This is a genomic window from Aquibium carbonis (genome assembly GCF_003970795.1).
GTDB lineage: Bacteria > Pseudomonadota > Alphaproteobacteria > Rhizobiales > Rhizobiaceae > Aquibium > Aquibium carbonis.
Window position 1 is genome coordinate 1 of sequence record NZ_RWKW01000002.1, and the last position, 16,216, is coordinate 16,216.

The 16,216-nt window shown below is 66.3% G+C and carries 16 protein-coding genes and 1 pseudogene; 5 read left to right on the top strand and 12 right to left on the bottom strand.

Translation table 11 applies throughout. The features are described 5' to 3' along the window. From EJC49_RS00410 to ybgC, 4 genes and pseudogenes are all read right to left on the bottom strand, one after another. Window positions 1-370 (bottom strand): annotated as a pseudogene (locus EJC49_RS00410) (hypothetical protein); the annotation flags it as partial. A 5-nt stretch (window positions 371-375) separates the two neighbouring features. Continuing rightward, a complete protein-coding gene (tolR, locus tag EJC49_RS00415; RefSeq protein WP_126697475.1) occupies window positions 376-828 on the bottom strand; it encodes a protein TolR in 453 nt (150 codons plus the stop codon). Window positions 829-843: 15 nt separating this feature from the next. Then, entirely contained in the window at window positions 844-1,554 is a 711-nt protein-coding gene (gene tolQ, locus EJC49_RS00420; RefSeq protein WP_126697476.1) for a protein TolQ, read from the bottom strand. Between the two features lie 218 nt (window positions 1,555-1,772). Beyond that, on the bottom strand, window positions 1,773-2,234 hold the full coding sequence (ybgC, locus tag EJC49_RS00425; RefSeq protein WP_126697477.1) for a tol-pal system-associated acyl-CoA thioesterase: 462 nt from the start codon (window positions 2,232-2,234) through the stop codon (window positions 1,773-1,775). 62 nt (window positions 2,235-2,296) lie between these two features. On the opposite strand from ybgC, the gene EJC49_RS00430 reads away from it, so the two are divergent. Beyond that, the gene (locus tag EJC49_RS00430; RefSeq protein ID WP_126697478.1) at window positions 2,297-3,562 is read left to right on the top strand and encodes a glycoside hydrolase family 5 protein; all 1,266 of its coding nucleotides are present in this window, start codon (window positions 2,297-2,299) and stop codon (window positions 3,560-3,562) included. Window positions 3,563-3,589: 27 nt separating this feature from the next. Here EJC49_RS00430 and ruvB read toward each other — a convergent pair whose 3' ends face one another. From ruvB to EJC49_RS00460, 6 genes are all read right to left on the bottom strand, one after another. Continuing rightward, entirely contained in the window at window positions 3,590-4,627 is a 1,038-nt protein-coding gene (gene ruvB / locus EJC49_RS00435) for a Holliday junction branch migration DNA helicase RuvB (protein WP_126697479.1), read from the bottom strand. A gap of 74 nt (window positions 4,628-4,701) precedes the next feature. After that, window positions 4,702-5,112, bottom strand: coding sequence for a type II toxin-antitoxin system VapC family toxin (locus tag EJC49_RS00440; RefSeq protein ID WP_126697480.1), 411 nt, complete (start codon window positions 5,110-5,112; stop codon window positions 4,702-4,704). Continuing rightward, window positions 5,112-5,396, bottom strand: a complete 285-nt coding sequence (locus EJC49_RS00445) for an AbrB/MazE/SpoVT family DNA-binding domain-containing protein (RefSeq protein ID WP_126697481.1) — start codon at window positions 5,394-5,396, stop codon at window positions 5,112-5,114. The genes EJC49_RS00440 and EJC49_RS00445 overlap by 1 nt, the downstream gene beginning before the upstream one ends. 58 nt (window positions 5,397-5,454) lie before the next feature. Further along, window positions 5,455-6,075 (bottom strand): Holliday junction branch migration protein RuvA, encoded by a 621-nt coding sequence (gene ruvA / locus EJC49_RS00450; RefSeq protein WP_126697482.1) that lies wholly within the window; start codon window positions 6,073-6,075, stop codon window positions 5,455-5,457. Window positions 6,076-6,181: 106 nt separating this feature from the next. Next, window positions 6,182-7,411 carry a multidrug effflux MFS transporter gene (locus EJC49_RS00455; protein WP_126697483.1) on the bottom strand — a complete coding sequence of 410 codons (1,230 nt, stop codon included), beginning with the start codon at window positions 7,409-7,411 and terminating at the stop codon, window positions 6,182-6,184. Continuing rightward, the gene (locus EJC49_RS00460) at window positions 7,408-7,881 is read right to left on the bottom strand and encodes a MarR family winged helix-turn-helix transcriptional regulator (protein ID WP_126697484.1); all 474 of its coding nucleotides are present in this window, start codon (window positions 7,879-7,881) and stop codon (window positions 7,408-7,410) included. The genes EJC49_RS00455 and EJC49_RS00460 overlap by 4 nt, the downstream gene beginning before the upstream one ends. 135 nt (window positions 7,882-8,016) lie before the next feature. Here EJC49_RS00460 and EJC49_RS00465 point away from each other — a divergent pair, with 135 nt between their 5' ends. The 3 genes from EJC49_RS00465 to EJC49_RS00475 all read left to right on the top strand — a co-directional run bounded on the left by EJC49_RS00465 (window position 8,017) and on the right by EJC49_RS00475 (window position 12,345). Next, on the top strand, window positions 8,017-10,065 hold the full coding sequence (locus tag EJC49_RS00465) for a M3 family metallopeptidase (protein WP_210211729.1): 2,049 nt from the start codon (window positions 8,017-8,019) through the stop codon (window positions 10,063-10,065). 116 nt (window positions 10,066-10,181) lie between these two features. Beyond that, the gene (locus tag EJC49_RS00470; protein WP_126697485.1) at window positions 10,182-11,165 is read left to right on the top strand and encodes an aldo/keto reductase; all 984 of its coding nucleotides are present in this window, start codon (window positions 10,182-10,184) and stop codon (window positions 11,163-11,165) included. Window positions 11,166-11,259: 94 nt separating this feature from the next. Beyond that, complete coding sequence (locus EJC49_RS00475; RefSeq protein ID WP_126697486.1) at window positions 11,260-12,345, top strand: site-2 protease family protein; 1,086 nt, start codon at window positions 11,260-11,262, stop codon at window positions 12,343-12,345. A 24-nt stretch (window positions 12,346-12,369) separates the two neighbouring features. On the opposite strand, the gene EJC49_RS00480 is transcribed toward EJC49_RS00475, so the two are convergent. Then, window positions 12,370-12,798, bottom strand: a complete 429-nt coding sequence (locus tag EJC49_RS00480) for a hypothetical protein (RefSeq protein WP_126697487.1) — start codon at window positions 12,796-12,798, stop codon at window positions 12,370-12,372. Between the two features lie 32 nt (window positions 12,799-12,830). On the opposite strand from EJC49_RS00480, the gene typA reads away from it, so the two are divergent. Next, on the top strand, window positions 12,831-14,657 hold the full coding sequence (gene typA / locus EJC49_RS00485; protein WP_126697488.1) for a translational GTPase TypA: 1,827 nt from the start codon (window positions 12,831-12,833) through the stop codon (window positions 14,655-14,657). Between the two features lie 122 nt (window positions 14,658-14,779). Here the strand turns inward: typA and EJC49_RS00490 are convergent, their stop codons facing one another. Then, the gene (locus tag EJC49_RS00490; protein ID WP_126697489.1) at window positions 14,780-16,216 is read right to left on the bottom strand and encodes a putative bifunctional diguanylate cyclase/phosphodiesterase; all 1,437 of its coding nucleotides are present in this window, start codon (window positions 16,214-16,216) and stop codon (window positions 14,780-14,782) included.

A 16,216-nucleotide genomic window follows, 5' to 3' on the forward strand; every position in this document is an offset into this window, starting at 1 on the left:
GTTCGGGACGCACGACCGGTTCGGGACGCGGCGCGGGTTCCGGCGAAGCCTGGGGCAGCGCCGCGGTCTGGACTTCGCGCGGTTTCGGGTCCGGGGTCGGCGGCGCCTGGGTGTCCTGCGAATTCTCGCCGAACCGCTGCGCGTCCGGCACGACAGCGGGACGCGTCGTCGGCCGCGGCGCGGGCGTCTCGGCGAGCGGCGCCTGCTTGTCGCCCTCCAGAACCCGCGTGATTTCCTCGATCGGCACGATGTCGATCGGCAGCGACTCCACGTCGAGCACGTCATAGGGCTTCGGCGACGACAGCGACACCATGCCCGCTCCGAGAACGAGAACGTGTAGGACCGCGGAGGTGGCGAAACCGAAACGCATCTGCGTCAGCTGTCCTGCTCCTGCAAGGTAACAAGGCCGAGGTTGCGGAAACCGGCGGCCGAGATGCGCGCCATGACGCGCATCACCGTGCCGTAGTCGGCATTGCGGTCGCCGCGCACGTAAATGCGCTCCTCGTAGCCCGTCTGGGCGATGGCCTCGAGTTTCGCCACCACCTCTTCGATCGGGATTTCGGTTTCCTGAAGGAAGATGCGGCCTTCCTCGTTGATAGAGACGGTGATCGGCTGCGTCTCGGCGTTGAGCGCCCGTGCCTGCGTCTCGGGCAGGTCGATCGGGACCCCGACGGTGAGCAGCGGCGCGGCCACCATGAAGATGATGAGCAGCACCAGCATCACGTCGACGAACGGCGTGACGTTGATTTCCGATATCAGGACCTGCTTGCGGCCGCGGCGTCTGTGCCCGCGTCCGCCGCCGCCGCTCGTTCCAACCGACATGCCCATGGCGTGCTTACTCCGTCAGGCGCGTTGCGCGACCTTTTCATCGATCTGCCGCGACAATATGGCGGAGAACTCGTCTGCGAAGCCTTCCATCCGAGCCCCCAGTCTGCCCGCGTCGGATGACAGCTTGTTGTAGGCGATCACCGCCGGAATGGCGGCCAGGAGCCCGATCGCGGTGGCAAGCAGGGCCTCGGCGATACCGGGCGCCACCACCGCGAGGCTGGTGGATTTCGATCCGGCGATGGCCTGGAACGAGGTCATGATGCCGACCACGGTGCCGAAGAGGCCGATGAAGGGTGCGGCAGAGCCGATCGTGGCCAGAAATCCGAGACGGCCTTCCAGCTTTTCCATCTCGCGCGTCAGCGCGAGGTCCATCGCCTTGTCGATGCGCGTCTGCAAACCCATCGGGGCGCGCGCACCCTTCTCGAAGCTCTTCTTCCATTCGCGCATGGCCGCAACGAAGATGGAGCCCATGCCGCTGGTGCTGCGATCCGCCAAGGTCCGGTACAGATCCTCGAGCGACTGCCCCGACCAGAAGGTCTTTTCGAACCGGTTGAGCGCGGTCTTCATCCGGCCGAAGGCAATGACCTTGTCGATGATGATCGCCCAGGTCCAGACCGATGCGAGAAGTAGCCCGATCATGACGAGCTTGACGATGAACCCGGCCTGCCAGAAGAGGGCCCAGAGCGAAACGTTGGCATGCGGCTCCGCGAGAGCAAGAGTTTCCATCGACATCCTGTCCTATGGTGTGTTCGGCGCCCCGGCCGGCAAGCCTGCAGTTCCAGGAGGCCTTCCCCGAGACGTGCCAGCGTCGGCCGACTGCGCCATCCGGGGGTTTATCCGGTGAATCTTGGTCAAACGAAGGCGTTGGCAGTCACCTGCATTTTCGTGAAGGAATTCATGAATGATTATGGTTAATCATTCGTTAGGAAGCACAGCCTCCGGGATCAATCCCCCGTGGGCAGGAAACGTCCGATCCACTCCCGGGGGAATCGCCGTGGCCTGCCGCTGGCGGAGATGATCGCCGCCTCCACCCGGGCCTCGATCAACACGTCCTCGCCACGGCGGATGCGCTGCGCCATCACGATGCGGGCGCCCGAAATCTCCGCCGTTCTGGTCTCGATCGTCAGCACGTCGTCCATCCGGGCGGGGCTGCGGAAGTCGATCTCCATCCGCCGGACCACCCAGACGATCCGTTCGCCATGCGCGCCCTCGGCCAGTTCGGTATGGTGCACGCCGCACAGCCGCAGATAGTCCGAACGGCCCCGCTCCAGGAACTCGAGGTAGCGGGCGTGATAGACCAGACCGGAAAAATCCGTGTCGGCATAATAGACCCGCGCCGACAGGCGGTGCCCCTCCTGCGTCAATTCGCCCGACAGCCCGGTCTCGCGTTCACCATGATCGGCCATCGTGCTTTCCTTCGCCGGTCGGCTCTGCCATTCGTTCCGCCATGCGGCGCTTCCCGACCTCGATGGCATTTCGGCCGGCCTCGATCAAGGCGCGGCTCTGTCGCGTGCTCCTGCTGGCGGCAATGACGCTGGCGGCCGTCCTGCCCGTTCACGCCGCGACCTTCGAGGCGCGGCGCGGCCTCAACCTCGACATCTGGGTGACCTGGCCCGACGAAAGCCGCTGGGGCGAGGAGGAGGCCCTTTTGCCCTACCCCGAATGGCGCCGCACACTCGACGGAGCGGGACTGGCGAAACTCAAGGCCGACGGCTTCGACTTCCTGCGGATGCCGGTCGACCCCTCGCCCTTCCTGTCGCAGGCCTCCGCGCGCCTCCACGACCGGCTCTACGACGAGGTGCTGGAAGCCGCCCGCATGGTCAACCGCGCCGGGCTGAAGGTGATCGTCGACCTGCACCTCTTCCCCGCCGGCTCCAACCGATCGATCGGCATGGGCCAGGTGATGGACGATCCCGCGCTGTTCGACCGCTATCTCGAATTCGTGCGCCGCATGGCCACGACGCTCAGGCGCGAGGACCCGGCGATGCTGGCGCTGGAACTCATGAACGAGCCGGTGATCGACTGCGAACCGGGCGAGAGCCTCTGGCCGGAGCGCCTGCGCCGCCTGCACGCCGCCGCCCGCGCCGCCGCCACTCGGCTGACGCTGGTGCTGTCGGGCGGCTGCTGGGGCTCGGCCGAGGGACTGGCGAGGCTCGACCCGCGCGGCGTGCCCGACGACAATCTCCTGTGGAGCTTCCATTCCTACGCGCCGTTCCTGCTCACCCACCAGGGCGCAACATGGGCCGGCGACTTCATCCCACACGTCACCGGCCTGCCCTTTCCGCTGCACGAGGCGAGCAAGGCCGAACGCGACGCCGCGCTGGAAAAGATCCGCGCCGCGATCCGAAGCAATGCGCCCCTACTGCGCCGGGCGGGCCTGCTCGCCTATCTCGACGAACAGGTGGCGACCATCGACACCGCGCAGAAGCTGGACGCAGTCATGGGCGAGCCCTTCCGCATCGCCGCCGAATGGGCGGACAGGCACGGCATCGACCCGCGCGACCTTCTTCTCGGCGAATTCGGCATGATCCGCCAGGAATGGAACAATGCCTTCGTGATGCCGGCAAAGTCGCGCGCCGCCTACTACCGCGCGATGATCCGGCTGGCCGAAAGCCACGGCTTTTCCTGGTCGATCTGGGGCTATGGCGGCGCGTTCGGCGTGGTGGAGGAATTCGACGGGCGGCCGGCGGAGGGCGACGTGCTGGAGGTGGTGCGGGGGTTGCCGACGCCTTAGTGTCGGGCGCCCGGCCCCATTGGCCCCCTACTCCTCCTCGAACAGCCGTCCCTGCACCACCGCCATGTTGCGCGGCGGTTCCAGGCCCATGTGCTTCCAGGCATTGGCGGTGAGCACGCGGCCGCGCGGAGTGCGCTGGATGAAGCCCTGCTGGATCAGATAGGGCTCGATGATGTCCTCGATGGCGTCGCGCGGTTCCGAGAGGCCTGCGGCGATGGTCTCGATCCCGACCGGCCCGCCGCCGAAATTCTGCAGGATCATTGAGAGATACCGCCGGTCGAGATTGTCGAGGCCGAGCGCGTCGACCTCGAGCCTGAGCAGCGCCTCGTCGGCGATGGTGCGCGTCACCGTCTCGGCGCCCGCCACCGTGGCGAAGTCGCGCACGCGGCGCAGCAGGCGTCCGGCGATGCGCGGCGTGCCGCGCGCGCGCCTCGCGATCTCGGTCGCGCCGTCGTCGCTGAGCGGCAGGCCGAGGATGCGCGCGCCGCGCCGCACGATCAGCTCCAGCTCCTCGACGGTGTAGAAGTTCAGCCGCACCGGAATGCCGAAGCGGTCGCGCAGCGGGTTGGTGATGAGCCCCAGCCGCGTGGTGGCGGCCACCAGCGTGAAGCGGGCGAGGTCGATCTTGACCGAGCGGGCCGCCGGCCCCTCGCCGATGATCAGGTCGAGCTGGAAATCCTCCATCGCCGGATAGAGGATCTCCTCCACCGCGGGCGAGAGCCGATGGATCTCGTCGATGAACAGCACGTCGCGGTCTTCGAGATTGGTGAGCAGGGCGGCGAGATCGCCCGCCTTGACGATGACCGGGCCGGAGGTGGAGCGGAAGTTGACGCCCATCTCCTTGGCCATGATCTGGGCGAGCGTCGTCTTGCCGAGACCGGGCGGACCGACGAAGAGCACGTGATCGAGCGCCTCGCCGCGGCCCCGCGCGGCCTCCACGAACACTTTGAGGTTGGCGCGTGCCGCCGCCTGCCCGACGAACTCGTCGAGCGTCTGCGGCCGCAGGTTGGTGTCGACGTCCTCGCCGCGCTTTTCCGACGAGATGAGGCGGGGGGATGTGGTCATGGCTCGGCTTTCGTCGATGCGGACGATCGCCACCGCTCGACCTGCGCTGCGCGTTTCGCTGCTTTCCAGCCCATCTAGGAAGCGTCCTCGAGCAGTTTCATGGCGGGTAAGGCTTTCACGGCGTCACAGTCGAACGTGTAGGTGAAGTCACAGCCGGCCTCGGCGTTCAGTGCCGCGAGCAGGGCATCCTGGAACCCCGACCGGCGCCGCTGATACATGGACAGGGCCAGCGCCACGGCGCCCGAGTTTTCGATTTCGAGATACCTGATCGTCAGAAGATCGCGCATCGCCTCGCAGAGGGCCTGATGCGGCACCCTGTAGCGACTGCGCAGGACCCAGAAAATCTCCAGCACGGCCGGGATGCCGACATGGCCTCTCCGCTCTTCATCGAAGCTGGCCAGGAAAGCATGCGCCGTCGGCGACTGCCGAGGGTGATCGTTCAGCAAGGCCCGCAGCAGAACGTTGGCATCCAGGCCGAAACGCATCACGCGGCTTCGTCCTTGTCGCCACGGTCGCCATCCTGACCTGCGAAATACTCTTCGACGGCATCCCGGTAGTCCGCCAGGCTCGTATCCGGCATCGCATAGTCCTGCAGGCGCCCGAACAGGATCTCCACCGGCCTGTTTCGAGGAATGATCTCGTAGTGTCCATCGATGAGGACGAACTGGATGGAGTCCCCCGGGCCGACCCCGAGACGCTCGCGGACCTCGACCGGAATCGTCGTCTGTCCCTTGCTGGTGATGCGGGATTCGTAGGTCTTTGCCGACATCGCCATCTCTCCTTACTTGCTTAATGATAGTAAGGAATCGACCATTTTTCAACGCACATCACCGCGCCAGCTCCTTCAGCCCGGCCCGGATCAGCTTCGCCGAATCCGCGCCGTCGCCCGCGGTCTTCAGCGCCGCGGCAATGGCGGTCGCGGCGACGTCGCGCGAGTAGCCGAGATTGACCAGCGCCGAGACCGCGTCGGCCACCGGCGCGGGCGCCACGCCTTCGCCGAGCTCCTGCTTCAGTCCCATCGCGGCCGCGGATTCACCGGTGTAGGCCGGCGCCTTGTCGCGCAGCTCGGTGACGATGCGCTCGGCCACCTTCTTGCCGACGCCGGGTGCGCGGGCGACCATGGCGATGTCGCGCAGCGCCACCGCGTTGGCGAGTTCGGAGGCCGTCAGGGTCGACAGCACCGCCAGCGCCACCTTGGCGCCGACGCCGGGGACGTTGTTCTGCAACAGGCGGAACCACTCGCGTTCCAGCGCCGAGCCGAAGCCGTAGAGCCGGATCATGTCCTCGCGGACATAGGTTTCGATGTACAGGACGACGGCCTCGCCGATGCCGGGCAGTTTCGACAGTGTTCGCGCCGGGCAGTAGGCGACGTAGCCGACGCCATGCACGTCGACCACGCAATGGTCCTCGGCGATCTCGTCGAGCGTTCCCTTGAGCTTCCCGATCATCGAATCGATCCCGCGCGGTGGAGGAGTGGAAGCATCGCTGTACCACCGGGATGACGCGAAGGGCAAAGCGCGCGCCAATGGCGCGGCTGCCCTACCCGAAAGGTGGTCAGCCGGACAGGCGCGCGACGGACGGCGGTTCGGGCAACAGCCGCCAGATCAGCCATGACAGGATGGCGATGAAGCCCATCGCCGGGATCACCGTCGCGGCGGCGGTCACCGGTTCGCCGATCATCGCCGCGGCCGTGCCGCCGACCAGCCCGCCGCCCATCTGCATGAAGCCGGAGATCGACGCAGCCGCCCCCGCGATGTGCGGAAACGGCGCGATCGACGCCACCATCATGGCCGGCATGATGAAGGCGATGCCGAAGGCGAAGAGGCCGATGGGCACCATGATGGACAAAAAGCTCGGCGGCGCGACGCGCAGCAGCACCGCGAGGGCCACGCAGGCGACCGCGACGCAGCCAAGACCGAAAGGCACCAGCCGCGGCGCGGGCATGACCTGCAGACACCGCCGCACGATGAGCGAACCGGTGAAGAAGCTGCCCGACTGCAGCAGCATGCCGAGCCCGAACTCGGTGGGCGACAGGCCCACCCGATCCATCAGGAGAAAGGGCAGAACCGTGGCCAGCGTATAGAGCGAACCGACCGTGCCGGTGATGACAAGGCTGGACAGGACGAAATAGGGGCTGCCGAACAGCGTCGCATAGGACTTTGCCAGAGCGGCGGGCCGGATCCGCGAGGTGTCCCGCTCGACCGTCTCGCTGAGGCCGAACTGGACCACCAGAACCACGGCGATGCCGAGCGCCAGCATGGCCAGGAAGATGGCATGCCAGCCGGCCGCGATCATGATGAGGCCGCCAATGGTCGGCGAAAAGGCGGGACCGACTGCGAGCACGATGGCCTGCAGGTTCATGATCCGCGCGGCACGGTCGTCATGGAAGAGGTCGCGGATCAGGGCCCGCGAGATCGCGATGCCGACCGCCGACCCCACGCCCTGGAAGAAACGGGCGGCGATCAGGATCTCGACCGTGGGCGCGACCAGCGCCACCAGGCTGGCCAGCAGATAGATCGCCATGAAGCCCTGCACGACCGGTTTTCGGCCGAACCCGTCCGACAGCGGGCCGCAGACCAGCTGCGACAGCGCGAAGCCGGCGAAGTAGAGCGAAAGGCTGAGCTTGACCGCCGCCTCGGTGGTGCCGAAGGCATGGACGATCTCCGGCATGGCCGGCGTGTAGAGCGCCATCGACACCGGGCCGACGGCGACCATCAGCGCGCCGATGAGCCCGACGCGGCGTTCGCTCATCACGGTGGGCGGCACGGAAACCGGCGCGTTCATGACGGCTCTCCCGATCGCGGCGCGTCGCCCTTCATCGTCGAGAGTTCCTCTCGCAACACCTTCAGCGCGCCGATGAGCTCGTCCCAGCGTTCGACGCCCATCCTTCCGGTCAGGTCTTCCCGCATCGCCGCGCCGATGGCGCGAACTTCCACCAGCACGTCCTCGGCCTGCGGGGTCAGCTGCACGAGCTTTGCGCGTCGATCGATCGGGTCGGCCGTCCGCGTGACCAACCCACGGCTCTCCAGCCGATCGAGATAGCCCGACAGCGTCATCGCCTCGACGCCCATGCGTTCGGCGAGCACATTCTGCCGCACGGTTCCGCAGCGCGCGACATTGGCCAGCGCTCGCCCCTCGCCCGGCGTCACGGCCACGCCCGCGGCGGCGATGCGTCTCTCCACCTCGGCGCGAAACAACCGCGCCACGTCGGAAATGAGGAACCCCAGCGTGTCGGAATCGAAGGGCTGCGACATGATCGAACCGGAACCGTTAATGATAAGCATGACTTATAATAAGGCGTACGTACAAAAGACGCCTGGAACCGTCAAGCCCGTTGCGCGGTGCGCGCCACCGCCCTACATCGGGGGCCAGTCCCGAAGGAACCCTGCATGATCGACATGACTGCCTCCGCCCCTTCTCCGCTTGTCGATTGGACCGGTCCTCTGGGCCTCCCGGACTTCCAGAAGATCACCGACGACACCTTCGAAGCAGCTTTCGACGCCTGTTTCGTCGCGCATGACGCGGAGATCGAGGCGATTGCCGCCAACCCGGAGGCGCCGACGATCGTGAACACGCTGGCGGCGCTCGAACTCGCCGGCAAGCCGCTCGGACGGGTCTCCGCGATCTTCTGGTGCAAGGCCGGCGCCGACACCAACGATACGATCCAGGCACTGGAGCGGGCGATTTCGCCCCGCATGGCGAGGCACTACTCGGCGATCGGCATGAACGAGAGGCTGTTTGCGCGCATCGACGACCTGTACGCCCGCCGCTCCGAACTCGACCTCGACGCCGAAACCGCTCGCGTGCTGGAACTGACATGGAAAGGTTTCGTGCGCTCCGGCGCGAAGCTCGGTGACGCCGACAAGAAGCGCCTCGCCGCCATCAACGAGGAACTGGCCTCGCTTGGCGCCCGCTTCGGGCAGAACGTGCTGGCCGACGAGCGCTCCTTTGCGCTGTTCCTCGATGAGACCGATCTGGCGGGTCTGCCGCACTCTCTCCGCAGTTCGATGGCGGAAGCAGCCTCGTCACGCGGCCAGGACGGCAAGTTCGCCGTCACCCTGTCGCGGTCCATCCTGGAACCGTTCCTGACCTTTTCCGACCGTCGCGACCTCCGCGAAGCGGCTTTTCGGGCTTTCGCCGCTCGTGGCGAGAATGAAGGCGACAGCGACAACCGCGGCGTGGTGGCCAGCATGCTTCGCCTGCGAAGCGAAAAGGCGAAGCTGCTGGGATATCCATCCTACGCCGCACTCAAGCTGGACAACACCATGGCCAAGACCCCGGATGCCGTGGCCCGGCTTCTCGATCCCGTCTGGGAAAAGGCGCTGGAGAAGGTTGCAGAAGACCAGACCGAACTGACGCGGATTGCCACGGCCGGCGGGCTGAACGAGCCTCTGGCGCCGTGGGATTGGCGCTACTACCAGGAAAAGCTGCGGTCGGAACGCTATGCCTTCGACGAGCAGCAGCTGAAGCCCTATTTCAAGCTCGAAAACGTGATCGCCGCCTGCTTCGACGTCGCCAACCAGCTTTTCGGCCTGACCTTCGAGGAGAAGATGGGCATCGCCGCCTGGCACCCGGACGTGCGCGTGTTTGAGGTGAAGAACGCCGACGGCTCGCATCGGGCCGTCTTTCTCGCCGACTACTTCAACCGTCCCTCCAAGCGTTCGGGCGCCTGGATGAGTTCGCTCCGCGGCGGCTGGTCGCTCGGCGACGGATCGACACCGATCATCTACAACGTGATGAATTTCGCCAAGGCGCCGCAGGGCGAGGCAGCGCTGCTTTCGATCGACGAGGCGCACACCCTGTTCCATGAGTTCGGCCATGCGCTGCACGGCATGCTGAGCGACGTCACCTGGCCATCGGTGTCCGGCACCGGCGTCTCGCGCGACTTCGTGGAACTTCCCTCCCAGCTCTACGAGCACTGGCTGACCGTACCGCACGTGATCGAGAAGCACGCACGACACGCCGAGACGGGCGAGCCCATGCCGCGCGAACTCATGGATCGCATGGCGGCGGCGAGAACCTTCGGAGCCGGATTTGCAACGGTGGAGTTCGCCGCCTCGGCCTTGATCGACATGGCCTACCATGCCGCCGAGGACGCCCCCGAGGACCCGCTCGCCTTCGAACAGGAGATGCTGGCGCGCCTCAGGATGCCGGATGCCATCGCCATGCGCCACCGTACACCGCACTTCGCTCATGTGTTTTCGGGCGACGGCTATTCGGCCGGCTACTATTCCTACATGTGGTCGGAGGTGCTCGACGCCGATGCGTTCTCGGCCTTCGAGGAGACGGGCGACCCGTTCGACAGGGACACGGCCGAGCGCCTGCGCAAGCATATCTACGCCGCCGGCGGGTCGCGCGACCCCGAAGAGCTCTACACCGCCTTTCGCGGCAAGATGCCGTCACCCGATGCGATGATGAGGAAGCGTGGACTGGGCTGAACGCTCCTCCGACACTCCCGATCCGGCGCCGAAAGTCGATCGGAGGATGGAGGCATCGACCTCGGGAAGCACGGTTTCAAATCGCCCCAAGGCAATATCGACGAGAAGGACAGGGAATGCAGCAGCGTCAACTCGGTAGCGACGGACCGATGGTCGGGGCCGTCGGCCTGGGGTGCATGAGCTTTGCCGGTGCCTATGGCCCGGCGGACAGGGCGGAGAGCCTGGCGGTGCTGAACCGCGCGCTGGAACTCGGCGTCACGCATCTCGACACGGCGATCATCTACGGCAACGGCCTGTCGGAGGAGATCATCGGCTCGTTCATCAAGGATCACCCCGGACGGTTCACCATCGCGACCAAGGCCGGCATCCGCACCCAGCCGACGCGCCATTTCGACAACAAGCCGGGCTACCTGCGCGAGGCGCTGGAAGGCTCGCTGAAACGCCTCGGCGTCGATCATGTCGAGCTCTTCTACCTGCATCGCCGCGATCAGGAGGTGCCGATCGAGGACGCGATGGAAACGCTGGTCCGCTTCAAGGAAGAGGGCAAGATCGGCGGCATCGGCCTTTCCGAAGTCGCGCCGTCGACGCTCGAGCGTGCCTGCGCCGTGCATCCCGTCATGGCGGTGCAGAACGAGTATTCGCTCTGGACCCGGCTTCCGGAACTCGGACTGATCCAGGCCTGCAAGCGGCTGGGTGTCGCCTTCGTCCCCTTCTCGCCCGTCGGTCGCGGCATCTTCTCGGACGTTCCGGTCGATCCGTCGAGCTTTGGCCAGTCGGATTTTCGCAAGACCAATCCACGCTTCATGGAACCCAACTACGCCGCCAATGCCGCCCATATCGACAGGTTTCGCGCCTTCGCGCGGGCGCGAGGCTGGTCGGTGCCGTCGCTGGCCATCGCCTGGACGCTTCACCGCGGCGACCATCTGGTCCCCATCCCGGGCACCCGCACCGTCAAGCATCTGGAGCAGGACGCGGCCGCTGCCGACATCCGCCTGACGGCCGAGGACATGGCGGAGATCGATCGCATCCTGCCCGTCGGCTTCGCCCACGGCGCGCGTTACTCGGAGGCGCAGGGGATCGGTCCGGAGAGCTATTGCTGAGACTTTCAACCGCGCCACCTCGTCAGGCGCTCGTTGAAGGCATAGGTTGGAACGGACAATGGGTCTCCAGCGATAATCGAGGAGTTGCACCGCGATGAAATGGTCTTTTCCCATCGGGCGCATCGCCGGCAGCGAGCTCAGGATCCACGTGACGTTCTTCCTGCTGCTGCTCTGGATCGGAATCGCCGCCTACCAGAGCGGCGGCAGCGGAGCAGCCGTCGAGGGCGTCGCCTTCATCATCGCAGTTTTCGCCTGTGTGGTGCTGCATGAATTCGGCCATGCGGTCGCTGCCAAGCGCTACGGGATCCGTACCCCGCGCATCACGCTGCTACCGATCGGCGGCGTGGCGGAACTCGAGCGCATGCCGGAAAAGCCGTCGGAGGAGATCATCGTGGCGTTGGCCGGTCCCGCGGTCAACGTCGTCATCGCAGGCGTCCTGATCGTCATCCTGGGGGCCCAGGTCTCAGGCGAAGCGCTGGCAGCACTGGAGAACCCGGCAGCCGGTTTTCTCGCCCGATTGGCGTCGATCAACGTCGTGCTGGTGCTCTTCAACCTCATTCCCGCCTTCCCGATGGACGGAGGCCGCGTCCTGCGCGCCTTGCTGGCGACCCGCTACTCGCGGGTGCGCGCCACCGAAATCGCCGGCACCGTGGGACAGGTTGCCGCCTTCGCCTTCGGCTTCCTCGGTCTCGTCGGCGGCAATCCGCTGCTGATCTTCGTGGGAATTTTCGTCTATCTGGCCGCGACGGCCGAGACGCAGGCCATCGGCCTTCAGGACGCCGCCCGGTCGGTCACCATCCGCGAGGCGATGATCACGAGTTTCGAGACGCTGGGGCCGGACTCGACGCTTCAGGACGCCGGCGATGCGCTCTTGCGCACCACCCAGCACGAATTTCCGGTGGTCGACGGCGCCGGCCGTCTTCGCGGTGTCCTGACCCGCTCCGCACTGGTTCAGGGTCTCGCGCAGGGCGGTCCGGGCACGCCCGTGCTGGACGTCATGACCAGCGCTATTCCCCAGTTGCGAGAGGCGGGAAGCCTGACCGAAGCGCTGGAAGCGCTGCAAAAGAGCGGATCGCCGGCCGTCGCCATCGTCGATGGCGAGAAGCGGCTGATCGGCTATGTGACGTTCGAGAACATCAGCGAACTGATGATGCTGCGCTCGGCCGCCATGGCGCACTGAGGCCAGGGCGATCCTTCGGCGGGATCAGCGTCGCCCGGGAAAGCAGATGTGGGGGATGTTCGGCCAGGTGGCCGTATCGCAGCCCGCCTGCTCGCGCAGGCGCCTGTAGGCGGGCGACACCGGCCCGGTGATGACCGGATCGACCCAGGCCATTTCCTCCAGGGTTTCCATCTCCGGCGCAGGCGCCTCCACCACCGGGTCGTCAGCGGCCTGCCGCGCGCTCCCGCCGATCGGCGAGAATGCGACGAGCGCTCCGGCGAGGAGGGCGAGGATCGCGAAGCGGAGGGTGAGCGGATTTTGGGTCATCACGCCCATTAACGACCAGCCAAGGTTAACGTTCCGTCTCGCGGGCGGAAAAATCGGCGGCCATCGGATCAGCCTTTGCGCCTGCCCCTTTCGCAAATGCGAAAAAGCTTGTATGAGCCGGCCCAACACGAACTGCGGTGCGCCCATGCCGCGCCCGCCACGTACCCCCGAGTGATATCATGAACCTCCGCAATATCGCGATCATCGCGCACGTCGACCATGGCAAGACCACGCTGGTCGACAATCTCCTGAAGCAGTCCGGCTCGTTCCGAGAGAACCAGCGCGTGGCCGAGCGCGCGATGGATTCCAACGATCTCGAAAAAGAGCGCGGCATCACCATTCTCGCCAAGGCCACCTCGGTGGAGTGGAAGGACACGCGCATCAACATCGTCGATACCCCCGGCCACGCCGATTTCGGCGGCGAGGTCGAGCGCATCCTGTCGATGGTGGACTCCGCCATCGTGCTGGTCGACGCAGCCGAAGGCCCCATGCCGCAGACCAAGTTCGTGGTCGGCAAGGCGCTCAAGGTCGGCCTGCGTCCGATCGTTGTAATCAACAAGATCGACCGTCCGGATGCCCGCCACGTGGAAGTCGTCAACGAGGTGTTCGACCTTTTCGCCGCGCTCGACGCCACCGACGAGCAGCTCGACTTCCCGATCCTCTATGGGTCCGGCCGCGACGGCTGGGTCGCCGAAAACCCCGAGGGGCCGAAGGATCAGGGTCTCGGGCCGCTGTTCGACTTGATCGTCAAGCACGTGCCGGCGCCGACGGTGCATCCCGGTCCGTTCCGCATGATCGGCACGCTCCTGGAGGCAAACCCCTTCCTCGGCCGCATCATCACCGGCCGCATCGAGTCCGGCACGCTCAAGTCCAACCAGCCGGTCAAGGTGCTCGCAAACGACGGCTCGCTGGTGGAAACCGGTCGCATCTCGAAGATTCTCGCTTTCCGCGGCCTCGAGCGCCAGCCGGTCGACGAGGCCCAGGCGGGCGATATCGTCGCCATTGCCGGTCTATCCAAGGGCACCGTCGCCGACACGTTCTGCGACACTTCGGTCAGCGAGCCGCTGCATGCGCAGCCGATCGACCCGCCGACCGTCACCATGTCCTTCATCGTCAACGACAGCCCGCTGGCCGGCACCGAGGGCGACAAGGTCACCAGCCGCGTCATCCGCGACCGCCTGCTGCGCGAGGCCGAAGGCAACGTCGCGCTGAAGATCGAGGAATCGACCGAGAAGGATTCCTTCTACGTCTCCGGCCGCGGCGAGTTGCAGCTTGCGGTTCTGATCGAGACGATGCGTCGCGAAGGCTTCGAACTCGCCGTGTCGCGGCCCCGCGTCGTGATGCAGAACGACGAGAATGGCCAGCTGCTGGAGCCCATCGAGGAAGTCGTCATCGACGTCGACGAGGAGCACGCGGGCATCGTCGTGCAGAAGATGAGCGAGCGCAAGGCCGACATGGTCGAGCTGCGCCCCTCCGGCGGCAACCGGCAGCGTCTTGTCTTCCATGCGCCGACGCGCGGCCTGATCGGCTACCAGTCGGAACTGCTGACCGACACGCGCGGCACGGCGGTGATGAACCGGCTGTTCCATTCCTACCAGCCCTACAAGGGCGAGCTGCCGGGCCGCACCAACGGCGTGCTGATCTCCAACGAGCAGGGCGAGTCCGTCGCCTTCGCCATGTGGAACCTCGAGGACCGCGGCCCGATGGTGATCGACGCGGGCGTCAAGGTCTATCAGGGCATGATCATCGGCATCCACAGCCGCGACAACGACCTCGAAGTGAACGTGCTCAAGGGCAAGAAGCTCACCAACATCCGCGCCGCCGGCAAGGACGAGGCCGTGCGCCTCACCCCGCCGATCCGCATGACGCTGGAGCGCGCGCTCGCCTGGATCCAGGATGACGAACTGGTGGAAGTGACGCCGAAGTCGATCCGCCTGCGCAAGCTCTATCTCGATCCGAACGAGCGCAAGCGCTTCGAAAAGCAGCGGTCGGCCGGCGCGGCGTAAGCCGCGCCATGGAGGCATGTGCCTTCGCGGCGTAAGGCGCGCCACGGAGGTATGTCCCTTGCGGCAGAAGCCGCGCTGATGCGCCCGAAACGGCGACGCTGGCCTCCTGACGGCGGTCGCCGTCAGTCGTAGAACACCTGGCGGCTGCCGCGCTGAGCGTACCAGCGGTCGAAATCGGCCAGCGGCAGCGGCTTGCTCATGAAGTAGCCCTGACCGGCGTCGCAGTCCCATCCGCACAGCATGCGGAACGCGTCGCGGCTCTCGATCCCTTCCGCCACCACCTCGTAGTCGAGATCATGCGCCATCTGGATGATCGAGCGCACCAGCACCTGCTTGCGCCGGTCGGTCCCGAGCCCTTGCAGCAAGGACTTGTCGATCTTCAGAATTCGGGCCGGCAAGGCGCCGAGCATGCCCATGTTCGAGTATCCGCTGCCGAAATCGTCGATCGCGATCGTGAAGCCGAGCCGCTTGAGCCGCGACATCTGGTCCAGCATCAGCTCCGCGTTCGATGCCAGGGCGCCTTCGGTAAACTCCAGCTCCAGCATGGACGGATCGACGTCGAAGCGATTGGCCTCGGCTGCGAGGAAATCGACGAAATGCGGCTCTTCCAGATTGCGCGGCGACAGGTTGACCGAAAGCCGCAGGTCGCGACCGGCGTCCTGCCAGCGAGACGCGACCTTGATGGCACGGGACACCACCCATCGCGTCAGCGACCCGATGAGAGCCGTGGATTCCGCCAGGGGCACGAACTCGCAGGGCCGGACGGCGCCGAACTCCGGGTGGGTCCAGCGGATCAGCGCCTCGGCGCCGACGCAAACGCCTTCCTGCATGGCGATGCGCGGCTGAAAATGCAGGTCCACCTGCCCTTCGCAGCGCAAGGCGCCCGGCAGGTCGGACAACAGGCGGAAGGCGCGCAGCTGCGCCTCGTCGGACCCGCGGTCATAGAGCGCCCAACCGGCGAACCCCTTCCGGCTGTCCTGTGCGGCGGCGAGCGTGGCCCGCAGGAGTTCTCCGGGCGACGCGCCTGGTGTCAGCGCCGCCACGCCGATGCCGGCCCGCGTGTCGACGGGAATGTTGTTGCAGACGATCGAGGGGCGGAACGCCCGTGCGATCTCTCCCACCAGTTCGATCGGTGCGTTGGACTGGGCCGCCTCGCGGCAGAACACCGCGAAGGTCAGCAAGCTGACCTGGTAGAGCGTCGTTTCCGGCGGCAGCAGCGCCAGGAGACGATCAGCACCCGCGCGGATGAAGTCTTCCGAGTAGGAATGGCCGAGCGCGCGCTGCAATTCGTTGAAGTGCCGCCCGTCGGCGAGGGTCACCAGAACGAGCGAGCGGCTTCCATCGTCGATGGCGCCGGCGAAGTCGGCCATGAAGCGCGCCCGTGTCGGCAGGCCGGTGATGGGGTCGACCCGCTCGAGCTGTGCGGCCGCGCGTTCGTGGGCCAAGGCGAGGCGTGCGAGATTGTCGCGAAGGCGCGTATCGTCGCTCGCTGGTCGTTGCGGATCGGCAACCCGCCGTCCAGCAGGATCGAACCTGTACATGGCATAGTCCCCAGTCAC